22 protein-coding genes, 2 tRNA genes and 2 pseudogenes are annotated in these 22,941 nt (G+C 50.3%); 5 read left to right on the forward strand and 21 right to left on the reverse strand.

Annotated elements, in window-relative coordinates; all coding sequences use genetic code 11:
• Nucleotides 1-48: 48 nt before the first annotated feature.
• Nucleotides 49-336, reverse strand: coding sequence for a 50S ribosomal protein L25 (gene rplY, locus ACMHXH_RS15380; protein ID WP_039033277.1), 288 nt, complete (start codon nt 334-336; stop codon nt 49-51).
• A gap of 297 nt (nt 337-633) precedes the next feature.
• On the opposite strand from rplY, the gene ACMHXH_RS15385 reads away from it, so the two are divergent.
• A complete protein-coding gene (locus tag ACMHXH_RS15385; RefSeq protein ID WP_039033278.1) occupies nt 634-1,137 on the forward strand; it encodes a hypothetical protein in 504 nt (167 codons plus the stop codon).
• Here the strand turns inward: ACMHXH_RS15385 and ACMHXH_RS15390 are convergent.
• Nucleotides 1,025-1,573: a DUF882 domain-containing protein gene (locus tag ACMHXH_RS15390; RefSeq protein ID WP_082014233.1), complete on the reverse strand. Its 549-nt coding sequence runs from the start codon at nt 1,571-1,573 to the stop codon at nt 1,025-1,027. The genes ACMHXH_RS15385 and ACMHXH_RS15390 overlap by 113 nt on opposite strands.
• A 213-nt stretch (nt 1,574-1,786) precedes the next feature.
• Entirely contained in the window at nt 1,787-3,241 is a 1,455-nt protein-coding gene (locus ACMHXH_RS15395) for a L,D-transpeptidase family protein (protein ID WP_082014235.1), read from the reverse strand.
• 203 nt (nt 3,242-3,444) lie between these two features.
• Between ACMHXH_RS15395 and ACMHXH_RS15400 the strand changes: the two are divergent.
• Nucleotides 3,445-3,735: pseudogene (locus ACMHXH_RS15400) on the forward strand (HU family DNA-binding protein); the annotation flags it as partial.
• A 210-nt stretch (nt 3,736-3,945) separates the two neighbouring features.
• Here ACMHXH_RS15400 and ACMHXH_RS15405 read toward each other — a convergent pair.
• From ACMHXH_RS15405 to abiEi, 6 genes are all read right to left on the reverse strand, one after another.
• A tRNA-Cys gene (locus ACMHXH_RS15405) sits at nt 3,946-4,019 on the reverse strand.
• A 36-nt stretch (nt 4,020-4,055) separates the two neighbouring features.
• A tRNA-Gly gene (locus ACMHXH_RS15410) sits at nt 4,056-4,131 on the reverse strand.
• A gap of 163 nt (nt 4,132-4,294) precedes the next feature.
• A complete protein-coding gene (pgsA, locus tag ACMHXH_RS15415) occupies nt 4,295-4,843 on the reverse strand; it encodes a CDP-diacylglycerol--glycerol-3-phosphate 3-phosphatidyltransferase (protein ID WP_039033280.1) in 549 nt (182 codons plus the stop codon).
• Nucleotides 4,844-4,890: 47 nt separating this feature from the next.
• Entirely contained in the window at nt 4,891-6,720 is a 1,830-nt protein-coding gene (gene uvrC, locus ACMHXH_RS15420; protein ID WP_039033281.1) for an excinuclease ABC subunit UvrC, read from the reverse strand.
• Nucleotides 6,721-6,810: 90 nt separating this feature from the next.
• Nucleotides 6,811-7,455 (reverse strand): UvrY/SirA/GacA family response regulator transcription factor, encoded by a 645-nt coding sequence (gene uvrY, locus ACMHXH_RS15425; protein WP_025009635.1) that lies wholly within the window; start codon nt 7,453-7,455, stop codon nt 6,811-6,813.
• A gap of 254 nt (nt 7,456-7,709) precedes the next feature.
• On the reverse strand, nt 7,710-8,234 hold the full coding sequence (gene abiEi / locus ACMHXH_RS15430) for a type IV toxin-antitoxin system AbiEi family antitoxin (RefSeq protein ID WP_039033282.1): 525 nt from the start codon (nt 8,232-8,234) through the stop codon (nt 7,710-7,712).
• Between the two features lie 558 nt (nt 8,235-8,792).
• On the opposite strand from abiEi, the gene ACMHXH_RS15435 reads away from it, so the two are divergent.
• Both ACMHXH_RS15435 and ACMHXH_RS15440 read left to right on the forward strand, forming a co-directional pair.
• Nucleotides 8,793-9,179: a VOC family protein gene (locus tag ACMHXH_RS15435; RefSeq protein WP_039033283.1), complete on the forward strand. Its 387-nt coding sequence runs from the start codon at nt 8,793-8,795 to the stop codon at nt 9,177-9,179.
• Nucleotides 9,180-9,479: 300 nt separating this feature from the next.
• On the forward strand, nt 9,480-12,734 hold the full coding sequence (locus ACMHXH_RS15440; protein WP_335912180.1) for a DUF748 domain-containing protein: 3,255 nt from the start codon (nt 9,480-9,482) through the stop codon (nt 12,732-12,734).
• 80 nt (nt 12,735-12,814) lie between these two features.
• Here ACMHXH_RS15440 and ACMHXH_RS15445 read toward each other — a convergent pair whose 3' ends face one another.
• From ACMHXH_RS15445 to yceD, 11 genes are all read right to left on the reverse strand, one after another.
• The gene (locus ACMHXH_RS15445; protein ID WP_039033329.1) at nt 12,815-13,693 is read right to left on the reverse strand and encodes an NAD(P)-dependent oxidoreductase; all 879 of its coding nucleotides are present in this window, start codon (nt 13,691-13,693) and stop codon (nt 12,815-12,817) included.
• 210 nt (nt 13,694-13,903) lie between these two features.
• On the reverse strand, nt 13,904-14,383 hold the full coding sequence (locus ACMHXH_RS15450; RefSeq protein ID WP_039033284.1) for an acyl-CoA thioesterase: 480 nt from the start codon (nt 14,381-14,383) through the stop codon (nt 13,904-13,906).
• 70 nt (nt 14,384-14,453) lie between these two features.
• Nucleotides 14,454-14,822 carry a hypothetical protein gene (locus ACMHXH_RS15455; protein WP_071476174.1) on the reverse strand — a complete coding sequence of 123 codons (369 nt, stop codon included), beginning with the start codon at nt 14,820-14,822 and terminating at the stop codon, nt 14,454-14,456.
• Nucleotides 14,823-14,980: 158 nt separating this feature from the next.
• Nucleotides 14,981-16,219 (reverse strand): beta-ketoacyl-ACP synthase II, encoded by a 1,239-nt coding sequence (gene fabF, locus ACMHXH_RS15460; RefSeq protein ID WP_335912178.1) that lies wholly within the window; start codon nt 16,217-16,219, stop codon nt 14,981-14,983.
• 192 nt (nt 16,220-16,411) lie between these two features.
• Nucleotides 16,412-16,645 (reverse strand): acyl carrier protein, encoded by a 234-nt coding sequence (gene acpP, locus ACMHXH_RS15465; protein ID WP_006081231.1) that lies wholly within the window; start codon nt 16,643-16,645, stop codon nt 16,412-16,414.
• 163 nt (nt 16,646-16,808) lie between these two features.
• The gene (gene fabG / locus ACMHXH_RS15470; protein WP_039033287.1) at nt 16,809-17,555 is read right to left on the reverse strand and encodes a 3-oxoacyl-ACP reductase FabG; all 747 of its coding nucleotides are present in this window, start codon (nt 17,553-17,555) and stop codon (nt 16,809-16,811) included.
• A 10-nt stretch (nt 17,556-17,565) separates the two neighbouring features.
• Nucleotides 17,566-18,492 carry an ACP S-malonyltransferase gene (gene fabD, locus ACMHXH_RS15475; protein WP_335912177.1) on the reverse strand — a complete coding sequence of 309 codons (927 nt, stop codon included), beginning with the start codon at nt 18,490-18,492 and terminating at the stop codon, nt 17,566-17,568.
• Nucleotides 18,493-18,621: 129 nt separating this feature from the next.
• Nucleotides 18,622-19,581, reverse strand: a complete 960-nt coding sequence (locus ACMHXH_RS15480) for a beta-ketoacyl-ACP synthase III (protein WP_039033288.1) — start codon at nt 19,579-19,581, stop codon at nt 18,622-18,624.
• A 9-nt stretch (nt 19,582-19,590) separates the two neighbouring features.
• Complete coding sequence (plsX, locus tag ACMHXH_RS15485) at nt 19,591-20,619, reverse strand: phosphate acyltransferase PlsX (RefSeq protein ID WP_039033289.1); 1,029 nt, start codon at nt 20,617-20,619, stop codon at nt 19,591-19,593.
• Nucleotides 20,620-20,634: 15 nt separating this feature from the next.
• Complete coding sequence (gene rpmF, locus ACMHXH_RS15490; protein WP_025009546.1) at nt 20,635-20,805, reverse strand: 50S ribosomal protein L32; 171 nt, start codon at nt 20,803-20,805, stop codon at nt 20,635-20,637.
• 16 nt (nt 20,806-20,821) lie between these two features.
• On the reverse strand, nt 20,822-21,346 hold the full coding sequence (yceD, locus tag ACMHXH_RS15495; protein ID WP_335912176.1) for a 23S rRNA accumulation protein YceD: 525 nt from the start codon (nt 21,344-21,346) through the stop codon (nt 20,822-20,824).
• A 275-nt stretch (nt 21,347-21,621) separates the two neighbouring features.
• On the opposite strand from yceD, the gene ACMHXH_RS15500 reads away from it, so the two are divergent.
• On the forward strand, nt 21,622-22,269 hold the full coding sequence (locus ACMHXH_RS15500; RefSeq protein WP_052247969.1) for a Maf family protein: 648 nt from the start codon (nt 21,622-21,624) through the stop codon (nt 22,267-22,269).
• A 369-nt stretch (nt 22,270-22,638) separates the two neighbouring features.
• On the opposite strand, the pseudogene ACMHXH_RS15505 reads toward ACMHXH_RS15500, so the two are convergent.
• Nucleotides 22,639-22,941, reverse strand: a pseudogene (locus tag ACMHXH_RS15505) (IS4 family transposase); the annotation flags it as partial.

The raw sequence follows: 22,941 nt of genomic DNA on the forward strand, positions 1-22,941 counted from the left end.
ACATAAAAAAAGCGCCCTCAGGGCGCTTTTTCAACATCCAATTATCGATTAAGCGTAAACGAAGTCTACGTGCTCAATCATTGGCTTGAATACGTGACGCTGCATAGCCTGGGCACGTACTTTAACTTCTTTACCGTCCAGAACTATAGTCAGATCGCTGGTATAGAAGTCTTCGTTGGTTTGGATGTTGATGATATCTTTGTGTTCAAACACGATAGCAACGGCTTCTTTGCCGGCGCCATAGATAACACCTGGAACTTTCCCGTCACGACGCAGGCGGCGGCTCGAACCTTTCCCAATCTCAGTGCGGGTTTGTGCTGGAATAGTGTAAGACATAATAATACTCTTTAAATAGTCAATAACTGGCAACTATTTTCGACCAATAGCTGCCTTCATATAAAGCGGGCGAATACTAGCACAAAGACAACAAAACAAACAAGTTGATTTGGCCTTTAAAGGTAAAAGCAAAACCTACTTCCCCACTATCCTGCTGTTGCTCATCTGTAACATCTGTAATCATTACGAAAAGCCATTGCTTAGCAGAAGTTTTACCCTGATCGAGATCACAATTTTTCCATCCAGCTGCTGCTACCCTGCTTTCAGTAATCTGGTTTTATTACATGAAGCAGGCCGATGAACGCCAATCTGCAGCAACTGATACGGGATGATAGCCTGTGCTATAAACTAGCCGCGGAACTCCATTACCTGATCGAACATGCTCCCTTTCAACAAGAGAAGCTCGACCTGATTTTATTGGAGTTTCTCGCCTGTAATCAGCAGAAAAGCGGCCATCTGTTACACCTGATGCGTGCCTGCAGTTGTCCGGATCTTATCGAGCAATTGAGCTCAGATGCCCTTTTTTATGACAGACTCAACACCTTGGTCGCCGACTGGCAACAAACTCGCGAACTGTTACGTCTCAGATTCCAATTCAGCGAGTTGATGGCACTGCTGGAAGACAGAAAACCCCGCGAACAGAGCTTTATCCGCAGGGCAGAAACCGATCTTTCTATGGTAGAAAAACCTACCAACTGCGCACCGGCCCGCAGTCAATGTGGACAAATCCCGACTTCGGATAATAACCGACTCCCCCTAGTTTTAATGACAGGGCAGCCTCACGCAAAGTCTGAAGTTTAACACCGGGTATCGCGATATCCATCGCCATACCCCGCATATGGTAACTCTTCTTGGCTACACCGCTACTCTTACCGGCCAACATGGCGTTGGTTTTAGGCGAACGATAACCTGAAATCACGTGGATCTCTTCAGAAATCGACAACGTCTGCTGCAAATTGAACAGAAGATCGAACAGACGTTTATCCATGGGAGCCGCCAGGTTCTGCCTATGATCCCTAAGCAGATGGCTGAACTGAGACAGAGTGCTACTCTGATAATGACCGTCTTTCCAATAAGTCCCATCACCACGCTCCCCTGTATGGCGATTATAAAAACTCAGGTATCGACTACCTTTGGTAGACCGACTCGCCATCGCTTTTGAAGGAAGCATAGAAACCATTGCCGCGCCACCAAGACCCATCAACAACTGCCTACGGGCAGGACATACTACTGACACTTATTCACCTTGCACAAAAAACAACCACAAGGCGGCAAATTATACGGGATTAACGCCAAGGTCAAGCGCCGATTTGGCCCCAGCGCAGGTAAACTTTTCTCGGGGAGCAGGCGAAAAATGGGATAATTCCTTGTGCCATATTAAGTTAATGCGACAGGCTTAACGTTCGGTCAATGCGGCAAAAAAATCAGTTGATGATAATGCCGGTATACCTCAAGGGCCTAACAAATGCGCTTCACTCCCCGACCGCAGCTCGGGCTTGTTAGCCCATTCAGTATCCAATCTCGTCTGTGCCTCAGTAGCCACCTTAACCCCCGGGCTCAACTGATAGATGTCGCTGCGAAATTGCGCTCTTTCCCGCTCATCTATCCAGGCTGTCCAATAAACCAGATGAACAGGCAGTCGCTGTTCAAATGCAAACCATTGAGTGGTGTGATAATCACTCTGCATCCGTTGCCAGCTTCTCTTATCCCGCACCAGATTATTAGCCATCCAGGACGCCAACTCTTCCACCTTGTCGACCCGAATACAACCTGAAGATAGGGCGCGATTGGCCCTGGCAAACAGATGCTTGTCCGGTGTGTCATGCAGATAAACACTAAAGCCATTGCTGAAATGAAATTTGTAACGCCCCAGGGCATTATCGGCACCCGGTTGCTGCACCAACCGATAAGGGAAACGGCCTCTCGCCTCTTTTTGCCAGGCTTCGGCACTCTCTTCAACTTTATTGCCCTGATAATCATAGACATTGAAATGCCGCTGCTGCAGATATTCACCGTCTTTACGGATCTGCGGCAGTAAGTCGCGCCTCAATATGCCCCTTGGCACAGTCCAGGTTGGATTCAAAACAATGTTGGATATCTCACTGCTGAGCAGTGGGGTTTGACGATAAGGTTTACCGACTATGACTTTGGATCGTAGTTGCACCTGGTTGTCATCCACCAGAGTCAACTCAAACGCCGGGATATTCACCAACAGGTAACGCTTCCCCAACTGCTGTTTATAAACGGTGCGAGCGACGAAGTTGCTGGCCAGCATGCGGGCACGTTGCAATGGTTCAGTATTGAGCCAACGCAGTGTATCTGGTCCTATGATGGCATCGGTTTTAAGCCCGTGGCGGGACTGAAACACTTCTACCGCCGAAGCCAACTGCGGTGAATAAACCTTGTTTTCTCCCGGAGTCTCCTCAAGATCGCCAAGCCAATATAAACGCCTGGCAATCGTCGGGATCAGCAGATGGCTATCACCTGGGCGTAACCAACCTCCGGGATCCAACCTAGGCCATTGATGCCGCTCTGCGAGCCAGATCAAATAGCGTATCCGGCTGCTGGTTGCCAGATAATCATCCCCCTGAGGTTCCAGCGCCAGCGCTCGGCTGAGCGAATCCGCATCAGAAGCTAGCGTGTTGAAGGCCAAAGGAACGCCGCGGCGCTTCCAGAAATACGCAATATCCTGTTCTATGCCCTCACGCAACTCCAGCTGTAGATTGAGATCACCACGGCTCATGGAACGTAAATCTTCGGCAAACTCTTGCCCTTCTGGCAGCAGAGCCAGCAACTGCAACTGATTATTCAGGGTCCTGAGCGCGGCATCATCGGCTTTCACTGTAAAGACCGCACTGCAGAGGAGCACAATGATCAGTAAAGGCATTAACACGCACTTTGTCATATCGGCCTCCCGGGACATAAACTCAATTATGGCAAATATGCGCTGTGATTCGATGATATTTTGCAAACAACGGGCTGAATAGCCGTTGATTAACATGGGGCATTAACAGGCAACTTATTATTAGCGATTGATAATTAACCAGTTATCAGCACAAGCCTGTGATCATAAAGCTTATTCTGATATAAAATCCTGCCAAAGTAGTAACAGGCAATATAATGAACAGACAAATGCTCATTCGGGAGATGGCCGAAAGACAACAGATCTCAAAGGCTCAGGCCAAAGTACAACTGCAACATATTCTCGCCAGCCTTACCCAGGCTCTCAGTGAAGGTGAAAAGGTTTATCTGCCGCAATTCGGCACTTTCGAACTCAGATACCACCTTCCCCGCAACGGTCGTAACCCACAAACAGGCGAACCCTTGGAGATTGCCGGCAGCAACCAGCCAAGCTTTAAAGCTTCCCCATCACTGAAGCAGGCACTACAGCAAGATTAATCCGTTCTCGGGGCAGGATCTCTGCCCCTTCACAAAAGGCGATGCCTGTTTTCAGCCAAAGGTAACGATACTGATGCTTGTATCTGAAGTTTGGGCCGGGATTGGATCTGATATAAGTCAGCCGCCATTACGGACGTAAGCTTGGCCTGAAAACAAGTACTAAGTTTGCTTGGAGTGACTTTAAGGGAATTCAATAAGGAGGACTAAATTTGGAGGCGCGACCCGGAGTCGAACCGAGATCGACGGATTTGCAATCCGCAGCATAGCCATTCTGCCATCGCGCCTTCTTGGGATCACAGCATCTGAGTGCCATGTAAGATTGGAGCGACATATCGGGTTCGAACCGATGACCTGTACCTTGGCAAGGTACCGCTCTACCAACTGAGCTAATGTCGCATCACTTTTCTTGCTTTGTATTCAGAGCCCGCCCTGACTACGGATTGGCATTTTACGCTTTTAACCCCGACTGTCAACGAAGAATTAGTGCTTAACTGTTTGCTTGGACACTAAATAATCTTATCGAAACATTATTGTGCAACCAGGTACAAATTAGCGCCTTTTAACCGGCTATCAGATCCTTCCAGGCGGCCTTGATATAGCTGATCATCGACCAGAAGGTTAAGAAAGCCGCCACATACAGCAAGGCGTAAGCGGCATATATCATCCAATCACCCTGCTTCCAGATAAGGCCGATAATTGCCACCATCTGAGCAGCAGTCTTGTACTTGCCGATCCAGGATACCGCCACAGCACCGCGTTTACCTATCTCTGCCATCCACTCACGCAGTGCCGATATCACCAACTCACGTCCTATCATAAACATAGCCGGCAGGGTCAGCCAGATAGTGTTGTAGTCTTCGACCAATAGCACCAAAGCCGTGGTCACCATTAGCTTATCGGCTACTGGGTCAAGGAAGGCGCCGAAACGAGTGGACTGCTCCAGTTTACGGGCCGCATACCCATCCAAGGCGTCAGTAATAGCTGCAAGCCAGAAAACAAATGCAGCAACAAACGGTGCCCAAGTGTACGGAAAGTAAAATACCAGAACAAAAACAGGCAGTAAGAACAACCTAAACCAGGTAAGGGCGATGGGTATATTAAACGGCATGATAAAACCAAATAATCAAAAGCAGCGCCAATCTTGCCTGATTTTTACTACCCCCGCAATGCATCGTGTATCGTTTGAGCCATTTCTGGACTGATCCCGGGCACTTTTGCCAGTTCTGCCACACTTGCCCCCTTCACTTGTTGTAATCCGCCCAGATATTGCAGCAAAGCCTTGCGTCTTTTCGGGCCAATCCCAGGAATAGACTCCAAGCTTGAGGTGTTGCGGGTCTTTTGACGTTTATTCCTATGACCGGTAATCGCAAACCTGTGGGATTCATCGCGAATATGTTGAATAAGATGCAGCGCCGGCGAATCATCCGGCAGTGAAAAGCTCTCTTCGGTATCACCGAAGATAAGGGTTTCCAACCCGGGTTTGCGGCTTTCACCTTTGGCGACCCCGATAAGCGTGGGTACGGCCTCTATTCCGACAAACTTCTCGTTGACCACTTCCTGAGCCATTCTGAGTTGTCCAAGGCCGCCATCGATAAACACGATATCCGGGATCTTACCTTGGGCACTGACCTTATCAAACCGGCGAGTCAAGGCTTGCTTCATCGCCGCATAATCATCTCCGGGAGTTATGTCCTTGATGTTGTAGCGCCGATACTCGCTCTTGTCCGGCCCTTCGCGATTGAACACCACGCAGGAGGCCACAGTGCTCTCCCCCATGGTATGACTGATATCAAAGCACTCCATACGTTTAATCGGGGTGCTTTGTTCAAGCGCCTCTTCAAGAAGAAGAAATCTTTGCTCCACCGTATTGCGGTGAGCCAGCTTGGTATTGACCGCATTGGTCGCATTGGTCTTGGCCAGACGCAAATAACCGGCTCTGTCGCCCCTGACCCGAGTGCGGATGGCCACTTTCTTGTTCAGCGCTTCCATCAGCACCTGTTCCAACTCTTCCAACTCCTCGTAGCTGTCACTCAGGAGAATTTCCCGCGGGATAGTACGTTGAATATCGACGTTGAGATAAAACTGCAGCATAAAGGCTCTGAGTACCTCGGCCATTTCAGTTTGCGCCGGCACGCTAGGGTAATAACTGCGACTGCCAAAAATCTTGCCCTCGCGAATGAACAACAGGTGGAAACAAGCAACTCCTGAGGCGTAGTGCACCCCAATCACATCAAGGTCACCATGGCTGGATGATACTTCCTGCTGCTCGGCCACTCGTCTGAGCGCCATGATCTGATCCCGATAGCGTGCCGCCTGCTCGTAAGCCATGGACTCGGCCGCCAGTTCCATTTTCTTGACCAAGGCGCTGAGCACCTGCTGATCCTTGCCCTTGAGAAACAGGGTCGCCAACTTGACCTGCTCCTGATATTCCTCATCAGAGACCTTGCCGACACAAGGGGCACTGCAACGCTTGAGCTGGTACTGCAAACAGGGACGCGAGCGCGACTTGTAATAGAGATCGTCACACTGACGAATAGGAAACAGCTTCTGCATCAAATGCAGACTTTCACGCACCGCACCACCATTGGGATAAGGCCCGAAATACAGCCCTTTCTCCCGCTGTGGCCCCCTGTGATAGGCGAGCCTGGGATGCCGGTGCTGGCTCAATAAGATAAAGGGATAAGACTTGTCATCTCTTAGCAGCACATTGTATTTCGGCAAGTACTGCTTGATGTAATCATTTTCCAGTATCAGTGCTTCGGTTTCACTGTGAGTCAGTGTCACATCGATATTGGCGATATGGGACACCAGCGCCTGAGTTTTCACATTAGGGAGATTCTTGCGAAAATAAGATGCGAGCCGTTTCTTGAGATCTTTGGCCTTGCCCACATAAATCACGCTACCGCCGCTGTCGTACATACGATAGACGCCCGGTGCTGAGGTCAGATTTTTAAGAAAAAGCTTGGGATTGAATTCCTGCGGCATGAACCCACTCTATAAATAACGGCTGAAGAGATAAAGATTTCAGGGACAGAAAACAACAAAGAAAGAGGGAGCCGTGGCTCCCTATGTAAATCAGAACTGCCCGGTGTCGAGCATTTTATACCGAATCGCCAATCGGGTCAGCTCCACATCGCCGCTGATCCCCAGTTTGGCGAACAAGCGATAGCGGTAGCTGTTAACCGTCTTGGGACTGAGGTTCAACTGCTCGGAGATATCATTGACCTTCTCACCATTGGTGATCATCATCATGATCTGCAGTTCCCGCTCTGACAGCGACTTGAAGGGGTTCTCATCAGTCTGATCAAACTGGCTCAAGGCCATCTGCTGAGCAATTTCCGGTGACAAATATCGCTGACCGTGAGCAACTTGCCGAATGGCTTGAATCACCTCAGGCGGCTTGGCTCCCTTGGTCAAATAACCGGAAGCACCGGCTTGCATCACCTTGGTCGGGAAAGGATCCTCTGAGTGGATAGTCAATACTATGATTCTGGCATGAGGCTGATAACGCAGAATTTTCCGGGTAGCTTCAAGCCCCCCTATTCCGGGCATATTCATATCCATCAAAATCACATCGGCTTCATTCTGCCTGCTCCACTGCACAGCAGCTTCACCATCACCGGCTTCTCCTACAACTTTAATGCCTTTTTCATCTTCAAGGATCCGGCGGATCCCGGTTCTGACCAACTCATGGTCATCCACCAAATATACGGATATCAACTTCAACCCACCTTATTATTGTCGGCCTTATCGTGTAGCTCTGTTTCTTCGAAGCCTTTGGGATAATTTAGCCGATCTGCCAACAATAGAAAAGCGCAAGTTAACTTTATGATTATAAAAGAAACTCATTCGTATATCGGTACCAATTGTCATCAGTGTGCAACAATCTTGTTTTTTGTTGCCGAAGAATTTGCTTGCAAAAGGCGATGAAACACCACCCAAAACAGTGTCATATCCAGCTAAGCAAATGAAGTTCAATCCTCATCTATCAACATATGTAAGTTTCGGCCAACTCGTTTCAGATCTCTCAGGGCAGTTGCTTGTGTAGCCATACGCAGCGGCCTTTGCTGAACTTTGATGGTATTGTACAAAATATCCATGTCATCGCGCTTGGTATGGGTAAATTCGATAGTGCCATAAGGAGTCTTGAAGATACCCTTTCGCCCCGTAGTCATCACAGTAAGATAGCTGATGGGGATCTGCGAAATCACCCCGTATTCAGACAAAGCCGATTCCAGCGAAACATAGTTATACTCACCGCGCCGCAGTGCACAGGCGATATGCTCCACCGCATAACTATCTCGTCGACTCAGCGCAAACAGGTATACACCACGGCAGGGCCTTTCCAGGATCCCCTGCTTTATCAACCTCGACAGGCTTTGTTTGAATGCTTCCTGGGTATCATCGAAAAACACTCGCCTGAGATTCCCTTTGGTGTAAACATAGATACCTTGAAGGTCAAAACGATGTAGCCGTTGCAAAGCAGTACTGATATCCATAACGCCATCAAGTCAACTTAAAAGTTAATAATAGAATACCTAAGTGTCCACTTAATACCTATTGATAACTGACTTTGTCCGACTAAACGGCCCTATTTATCGCGCTGAACGTTGCAATCCTTTGCCCGGAACAGCCTAAATCAGCCTTTGAATAATGGCGCAGGAATCCCCCAGCGTAGATGCGCAGCAAAAACGATAGATATCCCAACCGACACCAGAAAGAATCCTGTTATTTGATGAGCAAGGCCCTATTGATGCTCACAAAGGCAAGAAAGCTATCCGCTATTAAATGGTTAAGAAAGGTGCAAACCAGTCTCAAAATAGCCCCAGGCTGAGGAGCATCATATTCAAATCTGCTTTCAGGACTTGTATCACAACCACTGTTACTCACTTTAAAGGCATTGATGCCTAATACATTTACGGCGTCATATCGAAGAAAACCACAAAATACGGTTGATTCGGCTACACTCAAAACTGAACTCACCACAGGTTTGATAAACTAGGTTTAATCGCTAAAAAAGCGCGATTTCAGCCTCTCTGCTTCAGGAGAACCTATCGATGAACTCCCCTTTTACCACCCATGGAGCCTTAAGCTGGCACGAGCTGACCGCCAGTGACTCCGAACAGGCGATGCGGTTTTACGGTGAGATTTTTGGATGGAGTTTCAAAAAAATGCAGTTACCACAAGGCCCCTACCACATTATAGAAAATGACGGCATCAGCATAGGTGGCATCACTGACAGCCCGGCGCCGGCCATGCCAAGCAACTGGACCGGCTATATTACCGTGAAAGATGTCGACGCCGTCGCCATCAAGGCCAAAGAGTTAGGAGGCGATATTCTTTATGGTCCGGAAGATATTCCCCAAGTAGGCCGATTTTGCTGGATCAAGGATCCCTGCGGCGCCATTATCGCTGCCATCACCTACAACAGCACCAAAGGATAGGTAACGAACAGCAGCTATGGTTTGAGGTTTGAGGTTTGAGGTTTGAGGTTTACGATGTTGACCCGCAACATCCCGAATATTTCCAAACTTGAATATCGCCCTTTTACGAATGAAATGTTCAGCGAAAAATTCTTGATTATTGCAGCTTTAATTAGCAATGTTTTCTTTTTGTATCATGCATGTATAAGGCCGGATAACAGAGATTATAGATTCAGAAGTGACTTACAAAGCATGCCGAATACGCGTTAGAATAACGCCAACTTTTTGCTGCAAACCTGCTTCAAGGGATCTCACACCGTTATGCCCAATGTGCTGACTCAGCTCTTTTCCCGCTTTCGCCGGGCACCACTCGCCATCAAGACAAGCGTCTATCTGCTCCTCGGGTATAGCCTCTACGCTCTGCTGCTTGGTGGGCTTGCTCCCTGGGTGATAAAGTCGCAAACCCCAAAGCAATTGCAACAGCTGCTCGGCCGTCAGGCCAGCCTGGGCGATATCAGCATCAACCCTTTCCTTCTCAGAGTCCGCCTGGATAATTTCGCCCTGCAGGAGAGCGACCCACAGCAAGTATTTATGTCTTTCACGCAGCTTGAGTTGGAGCTGGCATTTTGGCGCTCGCTGACCCAAGGGGCCATAGCCATAGATCACATCCACCTCGCTTATCCACAAGTGAAGCTGCAAAGGCTTGCGTCAAAGAATGGCCAAGCTCAATTCAACTTCAGCGATATACTCGCCCACCTTGAAGCCGAGCAAACACCGCAAGCCGAGGCTACAGAAGACGCCTCTGAACTGCCCAGAGTCATTGCCCGGGATATCCGGGTGACAGAGGGTAAGTTCGCTTATATGGATAAGGTCGCCAATACAGAGCTCAGTTACGACAAGCTTAATTTCAGCCTGCAAGCTTTGGATACCAAGGCCTATAGCCTCAGCCTGCCGGAAGACGAAAACAAACCGGTACTGGCGAAAGATGCCAACCGCTATGCCCTGTCGTTGACCGGCGGCGATAACGGACAATTACAGACTCAAGGCCAGTTTCAGCTGCAGCCTCTCGAAATCACCGGCGAGCTGCAACTGGCCAAAATTTCCCTGCTGCCCTTCTGGCCGTTTGCCAATGGGCTTATTGCCGCCAAACTCAGTGACGGTGAACTCAGCTTCCAAAGCCAGTACCAGTTGAAACAGCAACAAGACCAACTGCATTACAGTACCCACAAGGGCAGGTTTATTCTGGAAAACCTGCTGTTCTCCGACCAACAGCAAGCCAGAGTCAAGCTGCCACTGTTGGCACTGGATAACATTCGCGTGGACGGCGACAACCAGAGTGTTAATGTCGACGAACTGGCGCTGCAAGGCCTGTGGGCCTATGCCCGCCTGGATAAGCAAGGCCTGGATCTACAACAGCTCTTTATGCCCGCCCTGCCTGCCACACATGCCAAGCCGAATGACATAGCGGCCAAGGCGCAAGTGGAACCAGCACTAGCCCAACCAGAGACGGCAACTGAAACCGAGGCACTAAATAAGGCCACAGCGAAAGAAAAAGCCACAGTGCAAGATAAGGCCACAGCGCATACAGCCAAAGAGCCAAACAAAACTCTGGAGCAAGACAAACAATGGCTACTGAGTATTGGCAAAATCAGTCTCAAGGATACAGATCTCAATCTGTTTGAGCAGCAGCAAAGCAATGGTGTCCACTGGCGTGTTTACCCTTTGGATATCACCACAGGTCCTGTGCGTTCCGATCTCGAAGGAAACATAGACTACCAGGTGCAACTGGCACTGAGTTCTGATGCCCAAAAACAGCCAGAGACCAGCCAGGGCCAGTTCAGCTCCACCGGCGCAATAGATGCCAATGCACGTACTGTCAATGCCGAGCTGACGCTGACCGAGTTGGAGCTGCAACAGTTCCAGCCCTATCTGGCGCCCTACCTCAATATGCAACTTGAAAGCGGCAAGTTGAGCACTCAGGGCAAGTTCACTGCCAACGCCGAGGGTAAGGCCCATTTTCAAGGACAAGCCGCAATTGGCAAACTGCTTATCAAGGATGGATTGGCATTTGAGCCTCTGCTGAAATGGCAGAATATGACGATAGATGCGATGAACTTTGATTCCGAAGCAAACAGCCTGAAAATCAGCAATATATTGCTGGAACAGCCATACGCCAAGGTGATGATCACCGAAGATCAGCGCACTAATATCGGCGAGCTGATCCGCGCCGAACCACTTGGTGATAACTCAGCGGCTCAGTCGCAGACAAAACAAAGCCAGGCAAACGAAGCGCCGCAGCAAACCGCCGCCAAGGAAAAAAACACCGCCAAGACTGCTGCAGATAAGGCATTTAAACTGGATATCGGCAGCATTGCCATCAAAAGCGGCTCGGCCTATTTTGCCGATAACTCCCTCACCCCTAACTTTGCTTCAGGTATCGAAGGGCTGGAAGGCAAGATAAGCCACCTGTCCTCTACCCCGGGAACCAAGGCCAGTGTCGATATCAAGGGCAAGATAGACAAGTATGCTCCAGTCACCCTAAGGGGAGAGGTGAATCCGCTGCTGGAGAAACCCTATCTGGATCTGGATTTGGTATTCAAGAGTGTCGAGTTGACCTCGGTAAATCCCTATTCGGGCACCTATGCCGGTTACTACATAGACAAAGGCCAGCTGTCTTTAGCGCTCAACTATCAACTGGAAGACAACCAGCTGAAGGGAGACAATCATCTGGTGATAGATCAGCTCAAGCTGGGTAAACCCAGTGATTCCGATCTGGCCACCAGTTTGCCGATTACCTTGGCTATCGCCCTTTTGCAAGACAGACATGGGGTAATAGATCTTGGCTTACAGGTTTCAGGAGATCTCGACAGTCCAAGTTTCAGCTTCGGCAGCATAGTGATGACCGCCATCACCAACGTCATCACCAAGGCTGTCACCGCCCCCTTCTCTTTGCTGGCCGGTCTGGTTGGCAGCGATGAAGAGCTGAATCTGGTCGCTTTCCAACCCGGTATAGCCACGCTGGACGCTGACGCCGAAGATAAGCTGAGCAAGCTGGCCAAGGCGCTGGATGACCGACCCAAGCTACAATTGAGCATTGAAGGCGGCGTAGCATTGCGGGAAGACAGTGAGGCGCTGGCAGAACAAAAACTGCAGCAGCAACTGCTCAAGGCCAGCAAGCTTGCGGTCCTGCCGGACGAGCTGAGCGCCAGTCGCTTCCCTACCAAAGGTAAGCTTGCTGATACCCTGGTAGCGCTTTTTGAGCAGCAGCTCAAACAGGATGCCGATGCGGAAAAAGACAAAGTGAAGCAAAAGCTTGCCGAAAAAGCCGGCAGTGAAACAGTCGATGAAGACGCTCTGCTGACTGTATGGCATATGGGCCTTTACAACCAACTGCTCAGCGCCCAAGAGATAAGCAATAATGAGCTGGCCAATCTGGCTCAGGCCAGGGCCCAGGCCATCAAGGCCTTCCTGGTAGACAGTGCTGCCGTTGCCCCCGAAAGAGTCTTCCTGCTGGACAGCAAGACAGAGATGAAACAGGATGCTTCTCAGGCAATTTTGTCGCTGAATGCCGATTAACCAATAGCGATAACCCCGGAACCAGGCGCGCACGCGCGCCTTTTTACCCGGATCTGAGCTCAGACTTTCTTATCAGGGGATTACTTGTTGCGACACTTTTCCTGACGAGCCATCAGACTGGAAGTATCCCAGCGGTTACCGCCCATGGCCTGTACTTCACCGTAAAATTGATCGACCATGGCGGTCAGCGGCAGATGTGAGCCATTGCGTCTAGCTTCATTGAGGGCGATGCCCAAGTCTTTGCGCATCCAGTCCACCGCAAATCCAAAATCATACTCACCCTTCAGCATGGTCTTGTGACGATTTTCCATTTGCCAGCTCTGGGCCGCGCCTTTGCTGATCACCTCAACTACCTTCTCGCCATCTAGCCCGGCGCTCTTGGCAAAATGCATGGCTTCAGCCAAACCTTGTACCACCCCGGCGATGCAGATTTGATTGACCATCTTGGTCAACTGCCCAGCGCCAACATCTCCCAATAGTTCGGCGCAGCGGGCATAGGCAGCCATCACAGGTTTTACCCGCGAAAATACCGCCTCAGAGCCGCCGGCCATAATGGTCAACACTCCATTCTCGGCACCAGCCTGACCGCCGGAAACCGGCGCGTCCATAAAAGCGATGTCCTTCTCGGCCAGCAAAGCGGCCAACTCCCGCGCCACATCGCATGAGGCAGTGGTGTGATCGACAAAGATACTGCCCACAGCCATACCATGCACAGCGCCCTCTTCACCCAGTACGACCTGGCGTAAGTCATCATCATTGCCGACACAGGCAAAAACAATATCCTGTCCCTCGGCGGCTTGGGCCGGAGTCGCGCAGCAGCGCCCGCCAAACTCTGCCGCCCAGGCTTCAGCCTTGGAGAAAGTACGGTTATAAACAGTGACCTGGTGCCCCTGTTTTTGTAGATGCCCAGCCATGGGATATCCCATAACACCTAGACCGAGAAATGCGACATTCGCCATGATATTTCCTTGATTATTTATGCGCGGGAACAGATTGGCCCAATTGCCGACCATGCTGCAAAGCCTTTGGCGTAAAGCCAAGAGTGACAATTCAAGCCGATGTTTAAGCCGCATTTTGCCATGAGGCAACATAAAGGAGAAGTTGATACGGGCAAACTCAGCATCCCGCATACAGAAAAGAGCCACGAATGTGGCTCTTGAAATCATCACTCAAGGATGAACGTGCGCTTCCATTTCCGCACCGATTTTCTTGCGCATCTCCATCAACTTGATTGCCGAGTCCCTAAGCTCTATGTCTCTTGCCGATGTCGGCTGCCATTCAGGCACAGGCGTTGGTTTACCTTCATCGTCTACCGCCACCATGATGACAATACAGTGAGTGGTCAACTGACGTTCTGAATCCTTGGGATCGCCGGCTCTGACATCCAAACCTATATGCATGGAGGTACTGCCGGTATAGATCACCTTGGCGCTCACCTCCACTATATTGCCCACATGTATGGGTTTGACAAACCTGATCCCCCCGGCGTAAACCGTGATGCAGTATTTACCACTCCAACCGGCCGCACAGGCATAGGCAGCCAAGTCAATCCACTTCATTACGGCGCCGCCATGTACCTTGCCGCCAAAGTTGACGTCTGCGGGCTCGGCCAAAAACCTCAGGGTTATCTGTCTCTCTGTTCCTGCCATGGGATCCTCTCATCAGGCTTGGCGGTCTGCTGACCGCACTTGGCTGAGAGTGTACGCGAAAATTTCGCGATCACCCAAACTTAGATACCAGGAAACTTCCGCCAATCACCAGAGGTAAAGCCAGCCGATAGATCCAAAGCTGCAATTTGCTGCTGATAAAACGGGACAAATGAAACAGTGAGTAAATTCCCATCCCCACCAGGAAGGTGCCCAGCACCTCTACCCCGGCCATCACATCGGCATCGCCGCCGGCATAAACCGCCGCTGTCAGTAAGGCAAACCAAAGCACGGTATAGGCGGCTATGGCCAAACTAAAAGTGCGAACACCAATCTCCATCGCTGGTTGCCACCGGCTGTTTTCACCCCGTACCAACTCGGTCAAATTGGCAGCAATCGCCCCAAGCATGGCCATAACAGGAAACATTGCAGGATTGAGCATAATGAAAACTCCAGAATTATTTGGCGGGATTCTGGCGCTATATTCAAAGAATGCCAATAGAGATGAACAAAGGTTAATTCTGGATTTAGCTTTAAAATATGACTAACTGATTTTAAAGATAAAAAAAGCGCCATCAGGCGCTTTTACAAGTGGTAACCTTAAACTCGCTTCAGTAGCAAGGAGCCATTGGTGCCACCGAACCCAAAAGAGTTACATAGCACATGCTCCACTTTGGCCTGACGCGCGGTATGGGCAACAAAGTCCAGATCGCAACCTTGGTCCGGGTTGTCCAAGTTGATGGTAGGCGGAACCACCTGATCTTTAAGAGCCAACGCGGAGAAAATGGTTTCCACTGCCCCGGCAGCACCGAGCAAATGCCCCGTCATTGATTTGGTGGAGCTCACCATCAGCTTGTAGGCATGATCGCCAAAGATAGACTTCACTGCCGCCGCTTCGGCCTTATCGCCTGCCGGCGTAGAAGTACCGTGAGCATTGATATAACCTATGCTTTCGGGGGCCAGGTTTGCATCTCTCAGCGCATTTTTCATGGCAGACGCAGCGCCGGCACCATCGGCTGGCGGCGAGGTCATATGGAATGCATCGCCGCTCATACCAAAACCAACCAGCTCGGCATAAATCTTGGCACCGCGAGCCTTGGCGCGCTCATACTCTTCCAGGACTAACACCCCGGCGCCGTCACCGATAACAAAGCCGTCTCTGTCTTTATCCCATGGGCGACTAGCCGCCTGAGGGGCATCATTACGGGTAGACAAGGCCTTGGCCGCGGCAAAGCCACCGACGCCCAGAGGACAAGTGACATCTTCCGCGCCACCGGCCACCATCACATCGGCATCGCCATAAGCTATGGTACGGGCTGCGAAACCTATGTTGTGCACCCCAGTGGTACAGGCGGTTGTCACCGCAAAGTTAGGGCCAGTCATGCCGTACATGATCGACAAATGACCGGCAATCATATTGATAATGGTGCTGGGCACAAAGAAGGGGGAAATTTTACGTGGGCCACCGGCCATCAAGGCGCTGTGGTTTTGTTCAATCAACCACATCCCCCCCATACCGGCGCCGATAGCGGTTCCGACTCGACTGGGATCTTCTTTATCCATCTCCAATCCGGAGTCACGCATGGCCTGAATGCCGGCAGCCATACCATACTGAATAAAGAGGTCCATCTTGCGGGCGTCTTTACGGGACAGATACTGCTCTACGTCAAAATCTTTGACTGAGCCTGAAAAACGGGTGCTGAATTCGCTGGCATCAAACTTGGTGATAGGCGCGATACCGCTCTGACCTGCCAGCAAGGCTTGCCAGGTGCTGTCCACTGTGTTGCCGACCGGGGTCACCAGACCCAGGCCAGTGATAACAACTCGACGTTTAGTCACTGTGTCCACCTTAGATTAACGGGTGAGTTACCATGATAGGCCAGGCTGTTGCAGCCTACCATTGCCTCCGGCCAGCAGCCGAATGGTCACAAGACACGATAATACATCGGCTGATACTGGTACAACCAGAAACTGACGGGGCGAAAACAAAAACAGGCGGCAATTATGCCGCCTGTTTTCTGGAATTCTGGATTACTGATTCTTGGAAACGTAATCGATCGCTGCCTGAACGGTAGTGATTTTCTCAGCTTCCTCATCAGGGATCTCGGTATCAAACTCTTCTTCCAGAGCCATAACCAACTCAACAGTGTCCAGAGAATCTGCACCCAGATCGTCTACGAAAGAAGCTGCTGGCTTAACGTCTTCTTCTTTAACGCCCAGTTGCTCTACGATGATTTTCTTTACACGTTCTTCGATGTTGCTCATTAGTTTTCTTTCCTATTCAAATTACGCACTTGCGTAAGATTGCGAGTAGTTTATTAGATTTGACCAACATTGCAAGCCTAGAATTTGTGGTCTAACCACGATTTTAAGCCCTCAATTGCTGCAGATCACCACCCAATTGCGACAGTATCCCTGCCATTCGCCCTTAAACCATATACATCCCGCCATTTACATGCAAGGTTTCCCCTGTGATGTAAGCAGCAGCATCAGAGGCCAAAAAGAGCACGGCGTTGGCAATTTCCTGTGCCTGACCCAAGCGCTCCATTGGAACCTGGGACATGATGGCCTGTTGCTGATCTTCTGTCAGCTCATCCGTCATATCTGTCTGGATAAAACCAGGAGCAATAGCATTAACTGTAATTTGACGAGATGCAACCTCTCTGGCGAGAGATTTTGTAAATCCGATCAAACCCGCTTTGGCCGCAGAGTAATTTACTTGGCCTGCATTGCCCATGGTACCTACCACAGAACCAATATTGATGATACGGCCATGACGTTTCTTCATCATTGAGCGCATCACTGGCTTGGATAACCTGAAAAGAGATGTCAGGTTGGTGTCCAGGATATCCTGCCACTCATCCTCTTTCATCCGCATCAATAAATTGTCACGGGTGATGCCAGCGTTGTTCACCAGAATATCAACATCGCCGGCTTTTTCTTTGATCGAGGCAAATAAATTTTCAACAGATTGTGGATCTGTGACATTCAGCACCAAACCCTGGCCCTTATCGCCCAAATAAGCCGAGATGGCTTCGGCGCCGCGCTCACTGGTTGCAGTACCGAATACTGTAGCACCGGCTTCGGCCAGAGTCGTGGCAATCGACTTGCCAATACCACGGCTGGCGCCGGTAACCAGGGCAATCTTGCCGGTTAAGTCTAATGTTACGCTCATGAAAAGCTCCTTATTCGATCAATGCAGCTAAAGAAGCGGCATCGTTGACTGCCTTGGCAGTAAGGGATTTGTTAATGCGTTTGCAAAGCCCGGTCAAGACTTTACCAGGACCCACCTCATAGAGCTCGGTGACGCCCATGGCAGCCATGGCTTCCACGGTTTCGGTCCAGCGCACAGGGCTGTATAGCTGACGAACCAAGGCATCACGGATATCAGCAGCATCTTGAGGCTGGGCGACATCCGCATTGTTGATTACGGGGATTAGCGGCTGGTTAAATTCGATATCTCCCAGAGCACTGGCCAATTTATCGGCAGCGGGCTTCATTAAAGCGCAATGGGAAGGCACGCTCACAGGCAAGGCAACCGCCATTTTGGCGCCTGCAGCCTTGCAAGCTGCGGCGGCGCGCTCAACTGCGTTTTTTTCACCGGCAATCACCACCTGGCCTGGGCTATTGTAGTTAACCGGGCTAACCACAGCGCCTTCAGCACTGTCTTCACAGGCCTTGGCAATAGCGTCGTTATCCAGGCCTATGATGGCAAACATGGCGCCGGTTCCGGCAGGAACGGCTTGTTGCATCAACTGACCACGCAGCTCAACCAACTTAACGGCATCGGTAAACTTGAGCACCCCGGCACATACCAGCGCCGAGTATTCACCTAGGCTATGACCCGCCATCACGCTGGGCGCGGCTTTGCCGGCTGCTTGCCAGGCGCGATACAGAGCGACACTGGCACTCAGCAAGGCAGGCTGGGTCTTGTCAGTCTCGTTAAGAGTTTCGGCCGGACCTTGCTGGACAAGCTGCCACAAGTCGTAACCCAGCACTTCACTGGCTTCACGAAAAGTCTCGGTCACGACCGGATAGCCTTCGGCAAGATCAGCAAGCATGCCTACAGCCTGAGAACCTTGTCCCGGGAACACGAAAGCGAAATTTTCCATATTCATTTACCTATGATTGCAGGCAGCAAAGCTGATGCCGCTGCCCGAGTCTACTGATCTGCCCGGCAGATCAACTAGTATGCATTGAGACGTCCTACTCACTTGTGCGAAGCAAGTAGGCACTGAGTATCAGAAGCGAACCAAAGCGCTACCCCAGGCAAAACCGGCACCAAAGGCCTCAAGCAGCAGGAGTTGCCCGCGCTTGATGCGGCCATCGCGCACCGCTTCATCCAGTGCAATCGGCACTGAGGCAGCTGAAGTATTGCCATGTTTGGCCAGCGTCAGCACCACTTTATCAAGACTCATGTCCAATTTCTTGGCTGTAGCATTAATAATGCGGAAATTGGCCTGGTGTGGCACCAACCAATCTATTTCTGACTTGTCGACATTATTCAATCTCAGGGTTTCTGTCACCACATGGGATAACTGAGTGACGGCGACCTTGAAGACATCGTTGCCCTTCATGGTCATAAAGCCTACAGCCTCGGAGGTTTCTCCGGCTCTGGGCGGAAAGGCGCATTTGAGCAGTTCACCATGACGACCGTCGGCATAGATGTGGGTAGAGATGATCCCCGGCTCTTCACTGGCGCCCACCACGGCGGCACCGGCACCATCACCAAAGAGAATAATGGTGGTTCTGTCTTCCGGCTCACAGAGCCTGGAAAGCACATCGGCGCCTATTACCAGCACTTTCTTGGCCGCACCGGTTTTCACGAACTGATCGGCAACCGACAGCGCGTAGACAAAGCCGGAACAAGCGGCCGCGACATCAAATGCGGGGATGGTATGAACCCCCAACATGGCCTGCACTTCACAGGCAGCAGCCGGAAAAGCGTTTGCCGCACTTGTGGTGCCGCAGATAATCATATCGAGTTCGCCGGCTTCGATGCCTGCCATTTCAATGGCCTTCAACGCCGCCTGATAACCCATAGTGGCAACCGTTTCACTGGCATCAGCGATCCGACGCTCAGAAATACCCGTGCGCTCAACAATCCACTGGTCACTGGTTTCCACCATTTTTTCCAGATCCTGATTGCTACGCACCTGCGCCGGCAGATAACTGCCAGTTCCAAGAATTTTTGTATGCATAAGGAGAAATCAGCTGTTTATATCTAAAAGTATCGACTCGAGACGCTGCTTGATCATCTCTGGGAGTCGACGTCTTGCTTCAGTGACTGCCAAGCTAATCGCTTGTAAATAGGCAGTTTCATCCGCATTCCCATGGCTCTTGACGACTATTCCGCGCAATCCTATCAGACTTGCTCCATTATAGTGGTCGGGGTTCATCTGTTTGAGCACGCTTTGAATACTGGGAGCCAATAATTTGGCCAACATGCGTACAAAAAAGCCTCGGGTCAGCCCTTCCTTAAGCTGATGGATCAACAGTCTGGCAATGCCTTCTGAAGTTTTCAGGGTAATATTACCGACAAAACCGTCGCAGACAATCACATCGACTTTGCCGCGGTAAATCTCATCCCCTTCGATAAAACCTTGATAATTGATTTGAGGAGTATGTTGCAACAACTGGGCAGCCTGCTGCACCTGGTCGTTGCCTTTGATCTCTTCGCTGCCGACATTGAGCAGCGCGACCTTGGGTCTGGGTTGTTTGGTCACGGCTTCGCAGAGCACTGAACCCATGACGGAAAACTGGAACAAAGTATCTGAATCACAAGACACATTGGCCCCGAGATCCAGTAGATAGACTGGCTTATGGTTGATGGTGGGAAGACAACTGACCAACGCGGGTCTGTCTATGCCCGGCAGCGTCTTTAGTACCACCTTGGCCATCGCCATCAGCGCGCCGGTGTTACCTGCGCTGACACACGCCTGAGCCTCACCTTTATGCACAGCATCCAGCGCCCGACGCATGGAACTGTCACGCCGACAACGCAAAGCATGCACTGGCCTGTCAGACATACTGACCACTTCAGTGGTATGTCTAAGTTCAATTCTATCGGTAATGTCTTGCCCGCATTGGGCCAGGTATGGTTGTATCTGGTCTTGATCACCAACCAGAATAAACCTGAGATCTGGATATAATTTAAGTGCCTGCAGGGCTGCAGGCACAGTCACGTGGGGGCCATGGTCGCCACCCATCGCATCTAACGCAAGCGTCAGACTCGTCATAAGACAATCAACAACTTACTTGTTGATTACCTTTTTGCCACGGTAGAAACCGTCAGCAGTCACATTGTGACGACGATGCAGTTCACCGCTGGTAGCGTCTACAGACAGCTGAGCAGTGCTCAGTGCATCGTGTGAACGGCGCATACCGCGCTTTGAACGAGATTTTTTATTCTGTTGTACAGCCATTGATCTGTCTCCTGGATTACTTGCTCTTCAGTTTTTCTAACACTGCAAACGGATTTGGACGCTCCTCTTGAGCGGCTTCAATCTCGCCTATGGCCACATCCTTGGAACCTGTATGACATTCATCTATGTCATGGGTCGGTATCAAGGGCATAGCCAGTATCAATTCATCTTCAATCAATTGATGCAGACGAACTTCGCCAATTTCATTGTACTCAATAGGGTCATACGCATCCGGGAGCTCATCGATTTCAGCTTCATTCCGGCAAGGACTGAAACTAAACTCGACCGTAACCTCTGTGGTAAATAGTGTCATGCAGCGTTGACATAGCAGAGTGAGCTCCGTCACAGCCTTCCCTTTCAGGTAGACTATCCCCTGTAAATCCACACCACACTCAATTGACACTGTCACATCGGAACAGTCGCCGGCACATAATTCATTCAATCGCTTCAGTTGCGTACCAGGAACAACACCTTGATAGCTAAGGCGACTGGTCGCAGCACGAATGGGATCAATTGAAACCGGTATCTTTACTGTTTGCATAAGGCGCGCATATTATAGTTTGAAACCGCCGGAGTCAAAGGAAAAATGATGATGTGGCTCGCAAAGGAAATAAAACCTGTGCAGTCCTCGCCATCATAGGCCTGTTCCAACGGGTTCGAAATTGACGGACGCCGAATTCTACCCAAGCACAGGACTCTTCACAAGCCGTTGCCGCGCAAAATAAAGCCAGTCATCTCATCTCAAAGCCACTCTTGCCAGGCATTGGCAAATTTGGCGACAATATCCGGCTCTCACAACGCTTTGGAACCCAAGATATGACCCACCAAGATGACAATACCAAGGCTGCGGTTTCCCCCACAGAACCTCAGTTGATTTTAGCCTCAACCTCAAGCTATCGAAAGGCACTATTGGCAAAATTAGGTTTGGCGTTTGAGTGTGTGGCTCCCGAAGTAGATGAAACGCCCCGGCCTGATGAAACCGCCTTTGATTTGGTCAGACGTCTGGCAGCAGTCAAAGCACAGGCCGGGGCAAAGCAGCTAAGCAACGCACTGGTGATAGGTTCAGATCAGGTTGCCGTGATTGATGGTCAAATCGTCGGCAAGCCACTGACTGAAGAGAAAGCCTGCCAGCAATTGCAGGCCGCCTCGGGGAAAAGTATTACCTTTTATACCGGGCTGGCACTCTATGACAGCCGCAGCGACCGAACTCAAGTGGAAGTCGAACCTTTCATTGTGCATTTCAGAAACCTGAGCCAAGATGAAATCGTCGATTATGTTCGCCGCGAGCAACCACTCTGGTGTGCCGGCAGCTTTAAGTGTGAAGGCTTGGGCATCGCCCTGTTCCGAGCCCTCGAAGGACGGGATCCCAACACACTAATAGGTTTACCCTTAATCCTGCTTATCGAAATGCTCTCCCGTCAGGGGATTAAAGTATTGGGAGATACTGCATCGTCCGGAAGCTAAAGCATTCAAACACTGAATTGCACTCTTGCTTCTCTTTGCTTGTAGCTCGCTCGCCAAGATACATGCGCCATATTGAAACAATATGATATAGATGTCGGATGCGTCTGAATCTTATCTCAACAAGGTAAATTTACGTGCGACCACGGGGCTTTCACTCTACTATAATAACAATTAATCAACATATTTCTTTTGATGATCCCCTGTAGAGTGAAAAGATGACAGATACCGAAGAAGCCTTGGCTCTACTAGCTGCGCCCTGTACAGATAAGCGTTTTTTTCAACGGGCACTGCGCGCACTCGCCTTGGTGACCCAATGTCGCTGGGCAGGTTTTGGCCGACTTAAAAATGCCTCACAAGGCGTAATGCCGTTCACTTAGTGTGAACGGCATTTTTCTTAGGCTTAATGGGATACTTGTTTTTACTCATTTTTAACGCACGTGGATAGGCTCTATCGCGTTTCCCATCAAGCTTGAACTGCCTCGCATTACGCACTATGTCCAAGACATCTCTCGGGACATTCCCTGGCGTTTGAGATGACAGCTGAGTCAGTTTAAAAATGATATAACTCGATGCATCTCTAAAACTTAATTGGTTCGGATGTAACGACGGTAAGCTTTTAGCCATCAACACCATCTTGTATCTAATGAGGTTATAGGCCAACAGTACCCCCCA

Origin of the sequence: Shewanella sp. BJSY2023SW001, assembly GCF_047314685.1 — a bacterium.
In the GTDB taxonomy this organism is placed as follows: domain Bacteria; phylum Pseudomonadota; class Gammaproteobacteria; order Enterobacterales; family Shewanellaceae; genus Shewanella; species Shewanella indica.